14 protein-coding genes are annotated in these 15,328 nt (G+C 67.7%); 13 read left to right on the plus strand and 1 reads right to left on the minus strand.

Annotated features, from left to right (window positions below):
• The first annotated feature begins 348 nt into the window (after window positions 1-348).
• From AB0H00_RS10870 to coaD, 3 genes are read left to right on the plus strand one after another with little or no spacing between them, the layout of a single operon-like run.
• Window positions 349-3,753 carry a pyruvate carboxylase gene (locus AB0H00_RS10870; protein WP_357264231.1) on the plus strand — a complete coding sequence of 1,135 codons (3,405 nt, stop codon included), beginning with the start codon at window positions 349-351 and terminating at the stop codon, window positions 3,751-3,753.
• Entirely contained in the window at window positions 3,750-4,355 is a 606-nt protein-coding gene (gene rsmD / locus AB0H00_RS10875; RefSeq protein WP_357264234.1) for a 16S rRNA (guanine(966)-N(2))-methyltransferase RsmD, read from the plus strand. The genes AB0H00_RS10870 and rsmD overlap by 4 nt, the downstream gene beginning before the upstream one ends.
• Window positions 4,356-4,364: 9 nt before the next feature.
• Window positions 4,365-4,850, plus strand: coding sequence for a pantetheine-phosphate adenylyltransferase (gene coaD, locus AB0H00_RS10880; protein WP_357264236.1), 486 nt, complete (start codon window positions 4,365-4,367; stop codon window positions 4,848-4,850).
• Window positions 4,851-5,078: 228 nt separating this feature from the next.
• Here the strand turns inward: coaD and AB0H00_RS10885 are convergent, their stop codons facing one another.
• Entirely contained in the window at window positions 5,079-5,597 is a 519-nt protein-coding gene (locus tag AB0H00_RS10885; RefSeq protein WP_357264239.1) for a GtrA family protein, read from the minus strand.
• 220 nt (window positions 5,598-5,817) lie between these two features.
• On the opposite strand from AB0H00_RS10885, the gene AB0H00_RS10890 reads away from it, so the two are divergent.
• From AB0H00_RS10890 to AB0H00_RS10935, 10 genes are all read left to right on the plus strand, one after another.
• Window positions 5,818-6,564, plus strand: a complete 747-nt coding sequence (locus tag AB0H00_RS10890) for a DivIVA domain-containing protein (RefSeq protein ID WP_357264392.1) — start codon at window positions 5,818-5,820, stop codon at window positions 6,562-6,564.
• Window positions 6,565-6,662: 98 nt separating this feature from the next.
• Complete coding sequence (locus AB0H00_RS10895) at window positions 6,663-7,292, plus strand: DUF177 domain-containing protein (protein WP_357264395.1); 630 nt, start codon at window positions 6,663-6,665, stop codon at window positions 7,290-7,292.
• A gap of 51 nt (window positions 7,293-7,343) precedes the next feature.
• Window positions 7,344-7,526 (plus strand): 50S ribosomal protein L32, encoded by a 183-nt coding sequence (rpmF, locus tag AB0H00_RS10900; protein ID WP_014987105.1) that lies wholly within the window; start codon window positions 7,344-7,346, stop codon window positions 7,524-7,526.
• A gap of 22 nt (window positions 7,527-7,548) precedes the next feature.
• Window positions 7,549-8,262 carry a ribonuclease III gene (gene rnc, locus AB0H00_RS10905; protein ID WP_357264241.1) on the plus strand — a complete coding sequence of 238 codons (714 nt, stop codon included), beginning with the start codon at window positions 7,549-7,551 and terminating at the stop codon, window positions 8,260-8,262.
• Between the two features lies 1 nt (window position 8,263).
• Window positions 8,264-9,124 (plus strand): bifunctional DNA-formamidopyrimidine glycosylase/DNA-(apurinic or apyrimidinic site) lyase, encoded by an 861-nt coding sequence (gene mutM, locus AB0H00_RS10910; RefSeq protein WP_357264244.1) that lies wholly within the window; start codon window positions 8,264-8,266, stop codon window positions 9,122-9,124.
• 63 nt (window positions 9,125-9,187) lie between these two features.
• A complete protein-coding gene (locus AB0H00_RS10915) occupies window positions 9,188-9,769 on the plus strand; it encodes a dihydrofolate reductase family protein (protein WP_357264247.1) in 582 nt (193 codons plus the stop codon).
• A 4-nt stretch (window positions 9,770-9,773) separates the two neighbouring features.
• On the plus strand, window positions 9,774-10,838 hold the full coding sequence (locus tag AB0H00_RS10920; RefSeq protein ID WP_357264250.1) for a PHP domain-containing protein: 1,065 nt from the start codon (window positions 9,774-9,776) through the stop codon (window positions 10,836-10,838).
• A gap of 15 nt (window positions 10,839-10,853) precedes the next feature.
• Complete coding sequence (locus AB0H00_RS10925) at window positions 10,854-12,470, plus strand: substrate-binding domain-containing protein (RefSeq protein ID WP_357264253.1); 1,617 nt, start codon at window positions 10,854-10,856, stop codon at window positions 12,468-12,470.
• Window positions 12,471-12,722: 252 nt separating this feature from the next.
• Complete coding sequence (locus tag AB0H00_RS10930) at window positions 12,723-13,811, plus strand: winged helix DNA-binding domain-containing protein (protein ID WP_357264255.1); 1,089 nt, start codon at window positions 12,723-12,725, stop codon at window positions 13,809-13,811.
• Between the two features lie 343 nt (window positions 13,812-14,154).
• A complete protein-coding gene (locus tag AB0H00_RS10935) occupies window positions 14,155-15,321 on the plus strand; it encodes a glycosyltransferase family 4 protein (protein WP_357264398.1) in 1,167 nt (388 codons plus the stop codon).
• Window positions 15,322-15,328: the final 7 nt, after the last annotated feature.

The raw sequence follows: 15,328 nt of genomic DNA on the forward strand, positions 1-15,328 counted from the left end.
CGGGGCTCCGTCTCGTCGTGCGCCGGTGAACCAGCTGCACTCCCAGCATAGGACGGGCGGCGTAGCGGCTGCTCGACCGGCTCGGGAACCCACGTGGATCCCCGCCGATCGAACGAAATCAGGTGTTCAATGTGCAGGCGCTGCATAGAGCAGGTTTCCGGCTGTTCAGGGCGGAGCCGGAAAAGTTTCGGTCGCCAGTCGCGGGAGTCGGTAAGTGATCAGTTTCGGGCCAGGAACGTGTCGCCCTGGTGAACGCCACTTCGCAACGATGCCTCTCGTCATTGCGAAGATTCCTGCGAAAGGCACTTCCGTGTCGGTGCGATGGGCGGTGCCGGGTACCTTAAGCCAATGTTCTCGAAAGTCTTGGTTGCAAACCGTGGCGAGATCGCCATCCGGGCCTTCCGCGCGGCTTACGAACTCGGCATCGGGACGGTGGCCGTGTTCCCCTACGAGGACCGCAATTCGGTTCACCGGCTGAAGGCGGCGGAGTCGTATCAGATCGGCGAGGCGGGCCACCCGGTGCGGGCCTACCTTTCCATCGACGCGATCATCGAGGCGGCCAAGTCGGCGGGCGCGGACGCGGTCTACCCGGGGTACGGCTTCCTTTCGGAGAACCCGGACCTGGCGGCAGCCTGCGCCCGCGAGGGCATCACCTTCATCGGCCCCTCCGCCGAGGTGCTCGAACTCGCGGGTCACAAGGCGCGCGCGATCGAAGCCGCCAAGGCGGCCGGTCTGCCGGTGCTGCGCTCCAGCGCACCGTCGGCGGACGTGGATGAGCTGGTCGCCGCGTCCCGGCAGCTCGAGTACCCGATCTTCGTCAAGGCCGTCGCGGGCGGCGGCGGTCGTGGCATGCGGCGGGTCGCCGATGCCACGCACCTGCGCGAATCGATCGAGGCGGCCTCGCGCGAGGCCGAGTCGGCGTTCGGTGATCCCACCGTGTTCCTGGAGCAGGCGGTGGTGAACCCGCGCCACATCGAAGTGCAGATCCTGGCCGACCAGCACGGCAACGTGATGCACCTGTTCGAGCGGGATTGCTCGGTGCAGCGCCGCCACCAGAAGGTGATCGAACTCGCGCCCGCCCCGAACCTGGATCCCGCACTGCGCGCACGTATCTGCGCCGACGCGGTGGCCTTCGCGCGACAGATCGGCTACAGCTGTGCGGGCACCGTCGAATTCCTGCTCGACGAGCGCGGCAACCACGTCTTCATCGAGATGAACCCGCGAATCCAGGTCGAGCACACGGTGACCGAGGAGATCACCGATGTCGACCTGGTGCAGTCGCAGCTGCGGATCGCGGCGGGTGAGACACTCGAGCAACTGGGCCTGAGCCAGGACTCGGTCACGATCCGCGGCGCCGCGCTGCAGTGCCGGATCACCACCGAGGACCCGGCCAACGGATTCCGCCCCGACACCGGGCGCATCACCGCCTACCGGACGCCAGGCGGCGCGGGCATCCGCCTCGACGGCGGTGCGAACCTGGGCGCGGAGATCGGCGCCTACTTCGACTCGATGCTGGTCAAACTCACCTGCCGCGGCCGCGACTTCGGCGCAGCGGTGGCGCGGGCCCGTCGCGCGCTTGCCGAGTTCCGCATCCGCGGCGTGTCCACCAATATCCCGTTTTTGCTCGCGGTACTCGACGATCCCGACTTCAAGGGTGGGCGGGTCACCACCTCGTTCATCGACGAGCGTCCGCAGCTGCTCACCCTGCGCGGCTCCGCCGACCGTGGCACCAAGATCCTCACCTACCTGGCCGACATCACCGTGAACAAGCCGCACGGCGAGCGGCCGACCACGGTGTACCCGCACGACAAGCTGCCACCGATCGATCTGAGCGTGCCGCCGCCGGACGGTTCCCGGCAGCGGCTGCTGCGGCTCGGGCCCGACGGTTTCGCGCAGGCGCTGCGTGAGCAGAAGGCGGTCGGCGTCACCGACACCACCTTCCGCGACGCACACCAGTCTCTGCTGGCGACCAGGGTCCGCACCAACGGCCTGCTCGGCGTGGCCGGTCACGTCGCGCGGCTCACGCCCGAGCTGCTGTCCATCGAGGCATGGGGCGGCGCGACCTACGACGTGGCGCTGCGGTTCCTCTACGAGGACCCGTGGGAGCGGTTGGCCGCACTGCGCGAGGCGGTGCCGAACATCTGCCTGCAGATGTTGCTGCGTGGGCGCAACACCGTCGGTTACACGCCGTACCCGCAGCAGGTGACCCGCGCGTTCGTCCAGGAAGCAACCGTCACCGGTATCGATATCTTCCGCATCTTCGACGCCCTCAACAACGTCGACCAGATGCGGCCGGCGATCGACGCGGTGCGCGAAACCGGGACAGCTGTCGCCGAAGTCGCGATGAGCTACACCGGCGACCTGGCGAACCCACAGGAGACGCTCTACACGCTCGACTACTACCTCAAACTTGCCGAACAGATCGTCGACGCGGGCGCGCATGTGCTCGCCATCAAGGACATGGCCGGCCTGTTGCGCGCCCCGGCCGCCACCACACTTGTCACCGCTCTGCGCAGCAATTTCGATCTGCCGGTGCATGTGCACACCCACGACACTCCCGGTGGTCAGCTGGCCACCTATCTGGCTGCGTGGCACGCCGGCGCCGACGCGGTGGACGGCGCCAGCGCCGCGATGGCCGGAACCACCAGCCAACCCGCGCTGTCCGCGATCGTTGCGGCCGCGGCGCACAGTGCGTACGACACCGGCCTGAATCTGCAGAACGTCTGCGATCTGGAGCCGTACTGGGAAGCACTGCGAAAGGTGTACGCGCCCTTCGAATCCGGGCTGCCCGCGCCCACCGGCCGGGTGTATACCCACGAGATCCCGGGCGGCCAGCTGTCGAATCTGCGTCAGCAGGCCATCGCGCTCGGCCTCGGCGACCGATTCGAGGAGGTGGAGGCGAAATACGCTGCGGCGGACCGGCTTCTGGGCCGTCTGGTGAAGGTCACACCGTCGTCCAAGGTCGTCGGCGACTTGGCGCTGGCGCTGGTCGGTACCGGTGTCGACATCGAGAACTTCGCCGCCGACCCGGGGCGCTACGACATCCCCGATTCCGTCATCGGCTTCCTGCGTGGCGAACTCGGCACACCTGCGGGTGGCTGGCCCGAGCCGTTCCGCAGCAAGGCGCTGGCCGGGCGCGGATCGGCGAAACCGGAGACCGCGCTGACACCCGAGGACGAGGCGGGGCTCGCTGGTACCTCGGAGGAACGGCGCGGGACGCTCAACCGGCTGCTCTTCCCGGCGCCCACGGCCGAATTCCTCGCGCACCGGGAGAAGTACGGTGACACCTCCGGACTGTCGGCGAACCAGTTCCTCTACGGTTTGCGCCGCGGCGAGGAACATCGGGTGCAGTTGGAAAAGGGCGTCACCCTGCTCATCGGTTTGGAGGCCATCTCGGAGCCGGACGAGCGCGGCATGCGCACCGTGATGTGCATCCTCAACGGGCAGCTGCGTCCGGTCGCAGTGCGGGACCGGTCCATCGCCAGCGACATCCCGGCAGCGGAGAAAGCCGACAAGGGCAACGCGGGCCACATCGCCGCTCCCTTCGCCGGAGTCGTGACCCTTGCTGTCTCCGAAGGCGATCCGGTCGCCGCAGGTGACACCATCGGCACCATCGAAGCCATGAAAATGGAAGCCGCCATCACCGCACCCCGCTCGGGTGTCGTCGGTCGCGTCGCGATCGGTCCCGTCCAGCAGGTCGAGGGCGGCGATCTACTCATCGAGCTGGCCGTGCGCGAGTCTTCCGCCGAATGACGCGGATCGTCGCCGGGGCGGCAGGCGGGCGCCGCCTTCGGGTACCGCCGTCGGGCACCCGTCCGACCTCCGACCGGGTGCGGGAGGCGCTGTTCAGCGCCTTGGACGCCCGGCTGGATTTCGCGGGAGCGCGTGTGCTCGACCTGTACGCGGGCTCTGGTGCGCTCGGCTTGGAGGCGCTCTCGCGCGGCGCCGAGCACGCGCTGCTCGTCGAGTCCGACCGCAAGGCGGCCGCCGTCGTGCGCGGGAATATCGCCGACCTCGGACTGCCCGGTGCGCAGCTGCGGGTCGCGGCGGTGGCGAGCGCGCTGGAAACGGGCGGGGCGGGTGCCTTCGACCTGGTCTTCTCCGATCCGCCCTACGCGGTGGAGAACGCGGCGGTGCTGGCTGACTTGCGCGCGCTGGCCGAGCGCGGTTGGCTGCGTCCCGGCGCCCTCGTCGTGCTGGAGAGGTCGGTGCGTTCACCCGAAATCGACTGGCCCGCAGGCTTCATCCCGGCCAAGTCGCGTCGGTACGGCGAAACCCGCATCGATCTCGCGCAGTTCGAGCCGGCCGCCGCAACGGGTCCGGCCACCGCCGCCGCACCGCCGCGCTCCTGCTAGCGTCGGGCCATGGCAGGAGCACTGTGCCCCGGGTCTTTCGACCCCGTGACCTACGGACACCTCGACGTCTTCAATCGGGCCGCCGCCCAGTTCGACGAGGTCGTCATCACCGTCATGATCAACAAGAACAAGCAGGGCATGTTCAGCGTCGAGGAGCGCATGCAGATGCTGCGGGAGTCGACCGCGCACCTGGTCAACGTGCGGGTGGAGTCCTGGTACGGCCTGCTCGTCGACTTCGCGCGGGAGCAGGGCATCACCGCCATAGTGAAGGGCCTGCGCGACGCGGGCGATTTCGGCTACGAGCTGCAGATGGCGCAGATGAACAAGAAGCTCTCCGGCGTGGACACCTTCTTCATCGCCACCAACCCATCCTTCAGCTTCCTGTCCAGCTCGCTGGTCAAAGAGGTCGCGACCTTCGGCGGCGACGTCACCGACATGCTGCCCCCTTCGGTTCACAAGCGCCTACTCGAGCGCCTCGCCGAGCGCGCTAGCTGACAGCGCTCCCATCCGCGGACCGGAGCGCTCCACAACGACTGCTCGTCGCACAACTATTGCTCGCCTCTCAACTCTTTGATCTCATCCGCGACAAGTGATCTCAGAAGCACATGGGTAACTCGTCGGGCACGCCCAGAACTGGAGTGGCACCAAACGCAGGACCTGAGCGCAAATCCCGCGCCACCTCACTAGTACGGCCTAAAGACCCGGAGAGGCGGATCAGCACAGCTAGAAGACCAAGCCGCGCAGGGCCAGGAAGCGCATGCCGCCCACCGCGGCGGTGATGGCCAAGATCGCGACGGCCTGGGCGGTGTCCCCGAGGTCCGGCGCCCACACGCCGAGGGCGGCCAGTGCCGCGGTCGTGATGGCGAGGCCGAGCAGCGCCAGTCCGCCGCCCTCCCATTGGGCGGTGAACCAGCCGACCCGGCCAGCGGCGTGGAAGGTGAGTTGGCGGTGCAGTTCGTTGGCGATCATGGTGCTGACGAGCGAGCCGATGACGTTGGCCAACAGCGGCCCAGTGCTGTGCATGGCGAAGAACAGCAGGACGTAGGCGACGTTGCTGGACCCGCCGACCAGTGCGAAGCGGATCAGCTGGGCGAAGGCACGATCGCCGCGCAGATAGTGCGTCAACTGCTCGAACGTGGCCGCGACCGGTTTCGTCGGCAGCGCGGGGTACCGGCCGCCGGACGGCACGAAGAAGCTGGTGGTGCTCACTCCTGCCGGTCGCGGCAGTTCCAGAACAGTCATCGTCTTTCCGATCGAACACGAGCTTTCAGAGGGACAACAGCGACGGTCATCGCTTCGCTACGAATGTAACACGAAGCGGAGAGGTAGTCTCCACTTGTTTCTGTGGCGTGGAAGACACCGTCACGACACACCGGAGGATGACTCGGCACAGGCCGTGACGAGGGGCACACTGGGCCTCGGCGGAGAGTTTTCGCCGTGAGTCCGCAGGAGGGTAGTGAGCATGTATCGCGTATTCGAAGCACTCGACGAGCTGGTCGCCATCGTCGAAGAGGCGCGCGGCATCCCGCCGACCCGCAGCTGCATTGTGCCGAGAGGTGACGTGCTCGAACTGCTCGACGACGTCCGTGATGCGCTGCCCGGCGAACTCGATGACGCCCAGGACGTGCTCGACCATCGGGACAAGATCGTCTCCGATGCCAGGGCCTCGGCCGAGACTACGGTGAGCGGCGCCAACCAGCAGGCGGAGCACGCCATCGGCTCGGCCCGTGCGGAGGCCGACCGCATCCTCGCCGATGCCAAGGCGCACGCCGACCGGATGGTCGCCGAGGCGAGCGCGCACGCCGACCACCTGGTCGCCACCGCGCAGCTGGAGGCCGATCGTGTGGTGGCCGACGGTAACGCCGAATACGAGGAGGCGACCGGTCGGGCACGCGTCGAATCGGAGCGAATGATCGAGGCGGGCAAGGCCACCTACGAGCGCGCGGTCGCCGACGGCCTCGCCGAGCAGGAGCGGCTGGTCTCGCAGACGGAGGTGGTGCGCGCCGCGCACGCGGAATCGGCCAAGGTGATCGACGCCGCGCATGCGGAAGCCGACCGGCTGCGTGAGGAGTGCGACCACTACGTGGACGGCCGACTGGCCGACTTCGAGGAGACGCTCAGCAGTGCGCTGCGTACGGTCGGGCGGGGGCGCCACCAGCTGCGTACCGGTGCGGGTGCGCCGGACTACGTGACCGAACATCGCAGGTGAGCGGCATGGTGCGTGACCTGTCCGGTTTGAGCGATGGACGCGTGCTCGCGTATTGTTGAGTGGTTGCCCATTTCCCCTCGATCGTGAGTGAGTTCGTGATGCCCGCCGGTTCCGGTTCCACGTCGCGTTCCCGTTCGGCTCAGCGCCGTACACCGGACGCGGCTTTCGTGCTGGACACCCGCAGCCTCGGCCGAAGGCCGGGGACCATGCGGGAACTGTGCCGCACCCTCACCACGAAGGAGCGAATCGGGCTCGATCTGATCGCCGTCCCAGCGGGCGCACAGGTGGAGCTCGACCTGCAGTTGCAGGCCGTATCCGAAGGTGTGCTGGTCACCGGAACGGTATCCGCGCCGACCGAGGGCGAGTGCTCACGCTGTCTGGAGCCGTTCACCGGCGACGTAAGCCTGTACATCACCGAGTTGTTCGCCTACCCGGACAGCACCACCGAGCAGACCACCGAGGACGACGAGGTCTACCGGATGGTCGACGACACCATCGACCTGGAACCGGTTGTGGTCGACGCGGTCGGCCTGGAGCTGCCGCTGCAGCCCGTCTGCACGCCGGACTGTGCCGGATTGTGCCCGGAATGCGGTGTACGGATGGCGATTGCGGGATCCGACCACGGGCATGAGATACTTGACCCTCGCTGGGCCGGACTGGCTGAGTTCGCCACCGGATCGCCCGGCAGCGGCAGCCCCGACAAGGGTGCGGCCGACCCAGACCACTGAGCAAGACCGATCAGCCCAATGGCGAGCAAATAGGACAGAGGAGAAGTAGTCGTGGCCGTTCCCAAGCGCCGGATGTCCCGTTCCAACACCAGGTCGCGGCGCAGCCAGTGGAAGGCCACCGCGCCGACCCTGATCACCTGCCCGAACCGCGCCTGTGGCGAGAAGACCTTGCCGCACATCGCCTGCCCATCATGCGGCACCTACAAGGGCCGCCAGGTCACCGCGGCGGTCTGATCGTTCGATCTGTCGTATCGACGTGACCGACGAACCCGGCTCGTCCGGTGAACATGCGAGCCTGCTCGCGGCGCTAGGCGTCGACGTGCGGCCGGATCTGCTGCGCCTCGCGCTGACACATCGGTCGTACGCCTACGAGAACGGTGGTCTGCCGACCAACGAGCGCCTCGAGTTCCTCGGCGATTCCGTGCTCGGTCTGAGCATCACCGAGCGGCTGTATCACGAGCATCCCTCGAAGTCCGAGGGTGAGCTGGCCAAGCTGCGCGCGAGCGTGGTGAACATGCGCGCGCTCGCGGAGGTCGCCCGTGGTCTCGGAGCGGGCGGTCTCGGTGTGCACCTGTTGCTCGGCAAGGGCGAGGAACTCACCGGCGGCCGTGACAAGGAGAGCATCCTCGCCGACGGCATGGAGTCGCTGCTCGGTGCCGTGCATCTGCAGCACGGCATCGAGGTGGCCCGCACCGTGGTGCTGCGACTGTTCGCCGAATTACTCGAGCGAGGGCCCCGCATGGGCGCCGGCCTGGACTGGAAGACCAGCCTGCAGGAATTGACCGCCGAGCGCGGTCTCGGCGTGCCCAGCTACGAGATCACCTCGACCGGGCCCGACCACGACAAGGAATTCACCGCGACCACGGTGGTCGGCGGCTCGGCCTACGGGCAGGGCGTCGGCCGGTCCAAGAAGGAAGCCGAGCAGAAGGCCGCGGGTGCCGCCTACGAGGCGCTGACCGCCGAAGCCTGACGTGCCGGAACTTCCCGAGGTCGAGGTGGTTCGGCGTGGCCTTGCCGAGCATGTGGTGGGTCGTGTCGTCGAATCGGTGGCGATCACCCATCCCCGGTCGGTGCGCCGCCATCTCGAAGGTGCCGCCGACCTCGCCGCGCGGCTGACCGGCCTGAAGGTCGAGTCGGCCGAACGGCGTGGCAAATTCCTGTGGCTGACCTTCGACGACCCCGAGGCCGCCTTGGTGGTGCATCTAGGGATGAGCGGCCAGATGCTGGTCCAGCCCGCCGACGCGCCGCTGGAGAAGCACGCGCACATCCGCGCCACCCTCAGCGACGGCACCCAGCTGCGTTTCGTCGACCAGCGCACCTTCGGCGGCTGGGCACTCGCGCCGCTGGTCGAGGTGGACGGCACTCTGGTGCCCGAACCGGTTGCCCACATCGCCCGCGATCCGCTGGACCCGTGTTTCGACGTCGAATCCGCGGTCGCGGCTGTCCGTGGCAAGCAGAGTGAGATCAAGCGCGTACTGCTCGACCAGAGTGTGGTCTCGGGCATCGGCAATATCTACGCCGACGAGTCGCTGTGGTGCGCCGAGATCCATGGCGGCCGTCCCGCTTCGGGGCTGTCCCGGCCCGCCGTGCGCGGCCTGCTCGCCGCGGTGCGCGAGGTGATGAGTGCGGCGCTCGCCGCGGGCGGCACCTCCTTCGACGCGCTCTACGTGAACGTCAACGGCCAATCCGGCTACTTCGAGCGCTCGCTTGCCGTCTACGGCCGCGAGAACGAGCCGTGCCGCCGCTGCGGCGCGCCGATCACGCGGGAGCGGTTCATGAACCGCTCGTCCTACTACTGTCCACGCTGCCAGCCGAAGCCTCGCCGCCGCTAGCGTGAGCGAGCTACCGTTTCTTCGAGGGCGGTTCGGATGTCGGCCGACCGTGAGGAAGGAAGCATGCGAAAGCTCACCTATTACGTCGCCTCGACCATTGATGGATTCATCGCCACCGAGGAGGGCTCGGTCGACTTCTTCCCGGTCGGCGGGGACCACGGTCCAGCGATCACCGCGCAATACCCGGAAACCCTCCCGACCAAGGTGCGGGAGGCGATCGGGGTCGACCAGCACAATCGCTATTTCGATACGGTGCTGATGGGCCGCAAGACGCATGATTTCGGGGTGCGCACCGGCACCTCGAGCCCCTACGCCCATCTGAAGCAGTACGTGGTTTCCACTACCCTGCCCGAGAGCCCCGATCCGGCGGTGGAGCTGATCGCCGAGGACCCGGTCGGGAAGGTCCGCGAGCTCAAGCGGGAGACCGGGCTCGGCATCTGGCTGTGTGGCGGTGGTGAACTGGCGCAGGTATTGCTCCCGGAGATCGATCAGATCTTCCTCAAGCTGTATCCGATCGTGCTCGGCCATGGGCGAGCGCTGTTCGGCAACGGGCCGCGGCTGCCGGAGGCGGCCACGTTCCGGGTGATCACCAGCAGGGTGTTCGAGGACGGGGTGGCCTTCATGAAGTACAGCAGGATCCGCTAGCCCGGTGGACGGTCACGTTCCGAGTGGGGAGCCGAGCCCGGGCGCGGCGCCGGGACCGGTCGAGGCATTGCGGGAAATCGGCTTCTGGTTGGAACGTTCCCGTGCGGAGACCCATCGGGTCAAGGCGTACCGGCGCGCCGCCGACATCGTCGCCGAGCTGACGGGCGACGAGCGTGCGGCGCACCGGAGGGCGCGTAGCTGGCGCGAGATCGCGGGCATCGGGCCCAAGACCGCCGCCGTCATCGAGCAGGCGTACGACGGTTCGGTGCCACGGTATCTGGCCGAGCTGAGGCGCGCGGCGCAGCCGATCGGCGTGCCCGGCAAGCCGATGCGCGCACAGCTGCGCGGCGATCTGCACACCCACTCGAACTGGTCCGACGGCGGAAGTCCGATCGAGGAGATGATGCGCGTCGCGGCCGCCCTCGGGCACGAATACTGTGCTTTGACCGATCATTCCCCGCGGCTGACCGTCGCCAACGGACTGTCCGCCGACCGGCTGCGCAAGCAGCTGGACGTGGTCGCCGAACTCAACGAGCGGATGGCGCCGTTTCGGATCCTCACCGGCATCGAAGTGGACATCCTCGGAAACGGCGCCCTCGACCAGGCGGCTGATCTGCTGGCGGAGCTGGATGTCGTGGTGGCGAGCGTGCATTCGCACCTGCGCGAAGACAGCGCGACGATGACCGCGCGAATGGTGCACGCGGTCGCCGACCCCAACGTCGACGTGCTCGGTCACTGCACCGGCCGCCTGGTGGAAGGCAGCCGCGGCACCCGGCCGGAGTCGACGTTCGACGCCGAAGTGGTGTTCGAGGCGTGCCGTGCCTACGGCACCGCTGTCGAGATCAACAGCAGACCCGAACGACGCGATCCGCCTGCACGATTGCTGCGGTTGGCTGTCGAGATGGGCTGCCACTTCGCCATCGACACCGACGCGCACGCCCCCGGCCAGCTCGACTGGCAAGGCTACGGCTGTGAGCGCGCGGTCGCGAACGGCGTTGCGCCCGAACGGGTGATCAACACCTGGCCGCTGGAGAACCTGCTGGCCTGGACACACAGCCCCGGGGCATGACCGTTGGGTTAACGGTTGCCGAACAGTTGGGTCGCGGGTGTGCTGGATGTCGATCGCCCTCGAGAATGGGGGCTGTACGGATACCTCGGGGAGTGGGATCAACTGGTGGGCGACCTTCCGCTCGAAATCGTTCTGGCACTGATCGGCATCGCCGTGCCGATCGCCGCCTTTCTGTGGGAGTTCGTCTTCGCGGGCCGCAGGCGGCTCGGGTATCGGGTGCAGATGGATACGCCGGTCACCGGTGAGATCGCCTCAGTTTTCCCCGGCGTGCTCCCACAGTTGCGTCCCTCGCTCGACGGCGCGAGCCCGGACCTGAAGGACATCTCCGTCGTCCTGGTGCGCATCGAGAACAGCGGCGTCACAACGATCGACTCCCAGGACTACAAGGCGCCGGAAGCCGCCAGGGTCGGACTGCACCTACGGTTCCCACAGCGCAGGGTGATCGGTATGGCGGTGACCGAGCTGAGTGATCCGGCCCTCGCCGACAACCTGGACACGGACTCCGGCATCGCGGTGCGCGAGGACATCGGCGGGCACGTCGGCGTGATCGATCTGCCCAAAGTACCGCTGGGCCCTGCCGAGCACTACAAGATCCTGGCCATCCTGCAACGCTCCGAAGGATCGGGGGACTATGCGCCACCGGTGCTGCGCGGGGGAGTCAAGGGTGGTCGGGTCATCGAAACTCGCAGCCGCACCGGCATTTCCCGCATGATGTTGGTGCTCACGGTGTTTCTGGTGACGGTGATCGTCGTCCAGCTCGTGGTGGCCGCGCTGGAGCCGTCGCCGACGCCGTTGGAGTGTGCCTCGGGGAAACTGGCTGTGGTCGGGTCCTCGGCGTTCGGCCCGGTGGTCCGAGAGGCCGCCGACCAGTACCAGAAGCGATGCACCGGTGCGGAATTCACGTTCGCGTTCGAGGGGACCGAGCGCGGTCTGGACCGGCTCGCCGAGGAAGGCGCGGGCAACCCGGGACTGCTCGCGATCAGCGACGGGTCGAAGGGGAGTGGGTATCCGACGCTGGTGTACCGTCCGCTCGCACTGTCGCTGTTCACCATGATCATCCATCCCGGCGTCGGCGTCCGCAGTCTCACCGTGGCCCAGATTCAGGATCTCTACCTGGGTAGGATCGGTAACTGGCGTGAGGTGGGCGGCCCGGACCTGCCGGTCGTGCTGGTCGATCGTATTCCGGGGTCGGGTTCGCGAAATACTTTCGAACGCAGGCTGCTCGACGGCAGGCAGCCCGATCGCCCGCACGTGAGCTGCACGGCGCTCAAGGGCACGGTCACTACGGAGGCCGCGCACTGCGACGTGCGAGTGACCGCGGATATGCGCAAGGCGGTGGTCGAAATCCCGGGCGCCATCGGCTATTCGGAATTCTCCGAGGCGATCGACGCGGGCCTGACCACCGTCGCGATCGACGCCGTCGGCGCGGGTCGGGACGCCGTCGTGCGGCGCACTTACCCGTTCTGGGGCGTCGAATACGCCTACAGCAACGGTGAACTGCCCGGTGACTCGCTCGCCGCGAGCTTCCTGCACTTCCTGATCGATCAGGTCGGCAAGGATGTGCTGCGGGCGCACGGCAACGCGCCGTGCGCCGATCTGCCCGACCCGGGACGCTGTCTGCCCGACTCGTGAATGTCACATCCACGCGTGCTCGGCTACCTGGAGCGGTCACGAAGTTCGGTGCGCATGGCGTCGCCGACGGGTTTCGGCCCAGGCCGGGAAAGCTCTGCGACAAGGGCACCCATGCCGGTCTTGTCGTAGGCGCCGCGATGATCGACCTCTGCAGCCGAAGCGGATTCGGCCCGGCGTGGACCGAGCCCGCGCGGTCGGCCCGTGACCGGTCCGGCCCACCGATCTGTCGGTGGTCTCCGGGAAGATGGGCGCATGACGGAACTATCGCTGCGCGAGCTGAATCGGACGCTGCTGGTCCGCCAGAAACTGGTGGAGCGGGTCGCGCTGACTCCGTTCGAACTCGTCCGGCACCTGGTCGCCGTGCAGGGTCAGGAGCCCAACTGGCCCTACGTCGGCCTGTGGACCAGGCTCGCTCAATTCCGGCACGACGACTTGGCCGCGCTCCTGCGCGACCGTAAGCTGGTTCGCTCCACCATGCTCCGCCGCACCGTGCATCTGGCGGACGGTGCGGACTTCCGGTGGTTGCGTCCGACGGTGCAGCCGGTTGTCGACGCCGCACTGAAGGCGCCCTACTACCGCGACGAGATCGACGGCGTCGACTTGGACGAGCTCGGGGCGGCCGGACGGGAGCTGCTGGCCGGACAGCGTCTCAGCCGCGGCGATCTGGGCAAGTTGCTCGCCGTGCGTTTCCCGGACCGGCATACCCGCAGGCTGGCCGAAACTGTGGAGCTACTTGTCCCGATGGTGCACGGCCCGGAGACTGGCGCCTGGGGGCGATGGCGTAATCGGTCGGTGACGGTCGGTCTGGCGGAGGAATGGCTCGCCGCGCCGATGGCTGCCGCGCCGCGGCCGGAGACTCTGGTGCTGCGCTACCTGGCCGCGTTCGGCCCCGCCACGGTCGCCGACATGCAGGCGTGGGCGGGTATCACCCGGCTGGCCGAGGTCGTCGACGAGATACGTACGCGGCTGCGGGTGTTCACCGACGATCAGCATCGTGTGCTGTTCGACCTACCCGACGCACCCTTGGCGGAGCCGGATCTACCGGTGCCCGTGCGCTTCTTGCCCGCCTTCGACAACGCGCTGCTCGGCCACAAGGACCGCCGCCGGATCATCAGCGAGGAAGACCGCCGACGCATCGCCAAGGAAGCCTCCGCGGGCGTGCCGATGTATCTGGTCGATGGTTTCGTGCACGGTCGTTGGTCGATCGATGATGCCACCCTGCGTGTCATCCCGTGGCATCCGCTGTCCGCGTCCGACGAGGCGGCGCTGCGCGCCGAAGCGGAGGATTTGCTGTCGTTCGTCGCCGCGGGCCGGGGCGGCACGGTCGTCATCGAGGACTGAGCGTGGCGATCCGGTGGACCAGTCAATCGGACGAAATGCAAGTAGCTGGAGGTATGCTGGCGGACGAATCTTTCGCAGGAAATGTGGTTTGAACGAAAACGTTTGAGGTACCTCCCTGTCGGCCCCCCTGATCGCGTCAGTGGTCGTGACCAGGCCAACCATGCCCCATGGACGGCGGTGTAGCTCCGGTTTCACCCCCGCCGCGGCGGCCACTTAGTTCAGTTCGGCGCCCGGTACTCCGAGTGCTGGGTGGATGCGAGTGCTACTGGTTGTCCCTGGAAGGAGGGTCATGAGCGCGTTTTCCGCGCCGGTTTCGGCGAAGAAGGCACCGTCCGATTTGCAGATGGCAGCGCCCGAGCTGCTCTCGATAGATCATGTCGGCACCCCGTTCCGCATTGCGATGGTAGTTCCTCCGTACTTCGACGTACCGCCCAAGGCGTACGGCGGTGTGGAGGCCGTGGTCGCCGATCTGGTCGACGCATTGGTGGACCGCGGCCACGACATCACTCTGTTCGGCGCGGGAGAGCCGGGCACCAAGGCCAAGTTCGTGCCGGTCTGGGATCGGGCGCAGCCCGAGCGCCTCGGCGACCCGTTCCCAGAGGTCGTGCACGCGCTGCGGGTGCGCCGGGCGATCGAAAAGCTCGCGGCGACATCGGGTGTGGACCTGGTGCACGACCATACCTTCGCGGGGCCGCTCAACGCCCCCGCGTTCCAGCGCCTCGGCTTGCCGACGGTGCTGACGGTGCACGGGCCGGTGGAAGACGACTCGTACCGGTACTACCGGGAACTGGGCGACGAGGTCGCGCTGGTGGCGATCAGCGACCGGCAGCGTGAGCTCGCACCGGACCTGAACTGGGCTGGACGCGTGCACAATGCGCTGCAGGTCGACGAGTGGCCGTTCCGCGTCGAAAAGGACGAGTACGCCCTGTTTCTCGGCCGGTTCAATACCTGCAAGGCTCCGCATCTGGCGCTGGAGGCCGCGCATGCGGCTGGCATCCCCCTGGTGCTGGCAGGCAAATGCAGCGAACGGGCCGAGCAGGCCTACTTCGAGGAGAAGGTCCGCCCGCTGCTTACCGAAAACGACCACGTATTCGGCCTCGCCGACGCGGCCGCCAAGCGTAAGCTGCTGGCCAATGCGCGTTGCCTGTTGTTCCCGATTCGCTGGGAGGAACCGTTCGGCATGGTGATGATCGAATCCATGGTCTGTGGCACGCCGGTGGTCGCGTTGCGCGGTGGCGCGGTCTCCGAGGTGGTCGTCGACGGCGTGACCGGCCGCATCTGTGACGACCCCGCCGAGCTACCCGCGGCCATCGCGGAGGTTCGGAGGATGGACCCGGTTGCCTGCCGGCTCCACGTGAAGGCGAAGTTCGGCGCCGACACCCTCGGTCGGGGCTACGAGCAGGTGTACCGCAAGCTGCTGTGGTCCAGGAAACGGTTCGGAGCCATGCCGTTCGAGCCAGCGGCCCCGGTCGCCACGTCGGTCAGGATCCCGGCGAGCGGATTCTCGTGACGGGAAC

The sequence above is a fragment of the Nocardia sp. NPDC023852 genome (assembly GCF_040639505.1).
Lineage (GTDB): Bacteria > Actinomycetota > Actinomycetes > Mycobacteriales > Mycobacteriaceae > Nocardia.

Bases quoted from the DNA above. Each gene is read 5' to 3' on its own strand.
- AB0H00_RS10870 (WP_357264231.1), top strand. From the start codon at position 349: ATGTTCTCGAAAGTCTTGGTTGCAAACCGTGGCGAGATCGCCATCCGG.
- rsmD (WP_357264234.1), top strand. From the start codon at position 3,750: ATGACGCGGATCGTCGCCGGGGCGGCAGGCGGGCGCCGCCTTCGGGTA.
- coaD (WP_357264236.1), top strand. From the start codon at position 4,365: ATGGCAGGAGCACTGTGCCCCGGGTCTTTCGACCCCGTGACCTACGGA.
- AB0H00_RS10885 (WP_357264239.1), bottom strand. From the start codon at position 5,597: ATGACTGTTCTGGAACTGCCGCGACCGGCAGGAGTGAGCACCACCAGC.
- AB0H00_RS10890 (WP_357264392.1), top strand. From the start codon at position 5,818: ATGTATCGCGTATTCGAAGCACTCGACGAGCTGGTCGCCATCGTCGAA.
- AB0H00_RS10895 (WP_357264395.1), top strand. From the start codon at position 6,663: ATGCCCGCCGGTTCCGGTTCCACGTCGCGTTCCCGTTCGGCTCAGCGC.
- AB0H00_RS10915 (WP_357264247.1), top strand. From the start codon at position 9,188: ATGCGAAAGCTCACCTATTACGTCGCCTCGACCATTGATGGATTCATC.
- AB0H00_RS10930 (WP_357264255.1), top strand. From the start codon at position 12,723: ATGACGGAACTATCGCTGCGCGAGCTGAATCGGACGCTGCTGGTCCGC.
- AB0H00_RS10935 (WP_357264398.1), top strand. From the start codon at position 14,155: ATGGCAGCGCCCGAGCTGCTCTCGATAGATCATGTCGGCACCCCGTTC.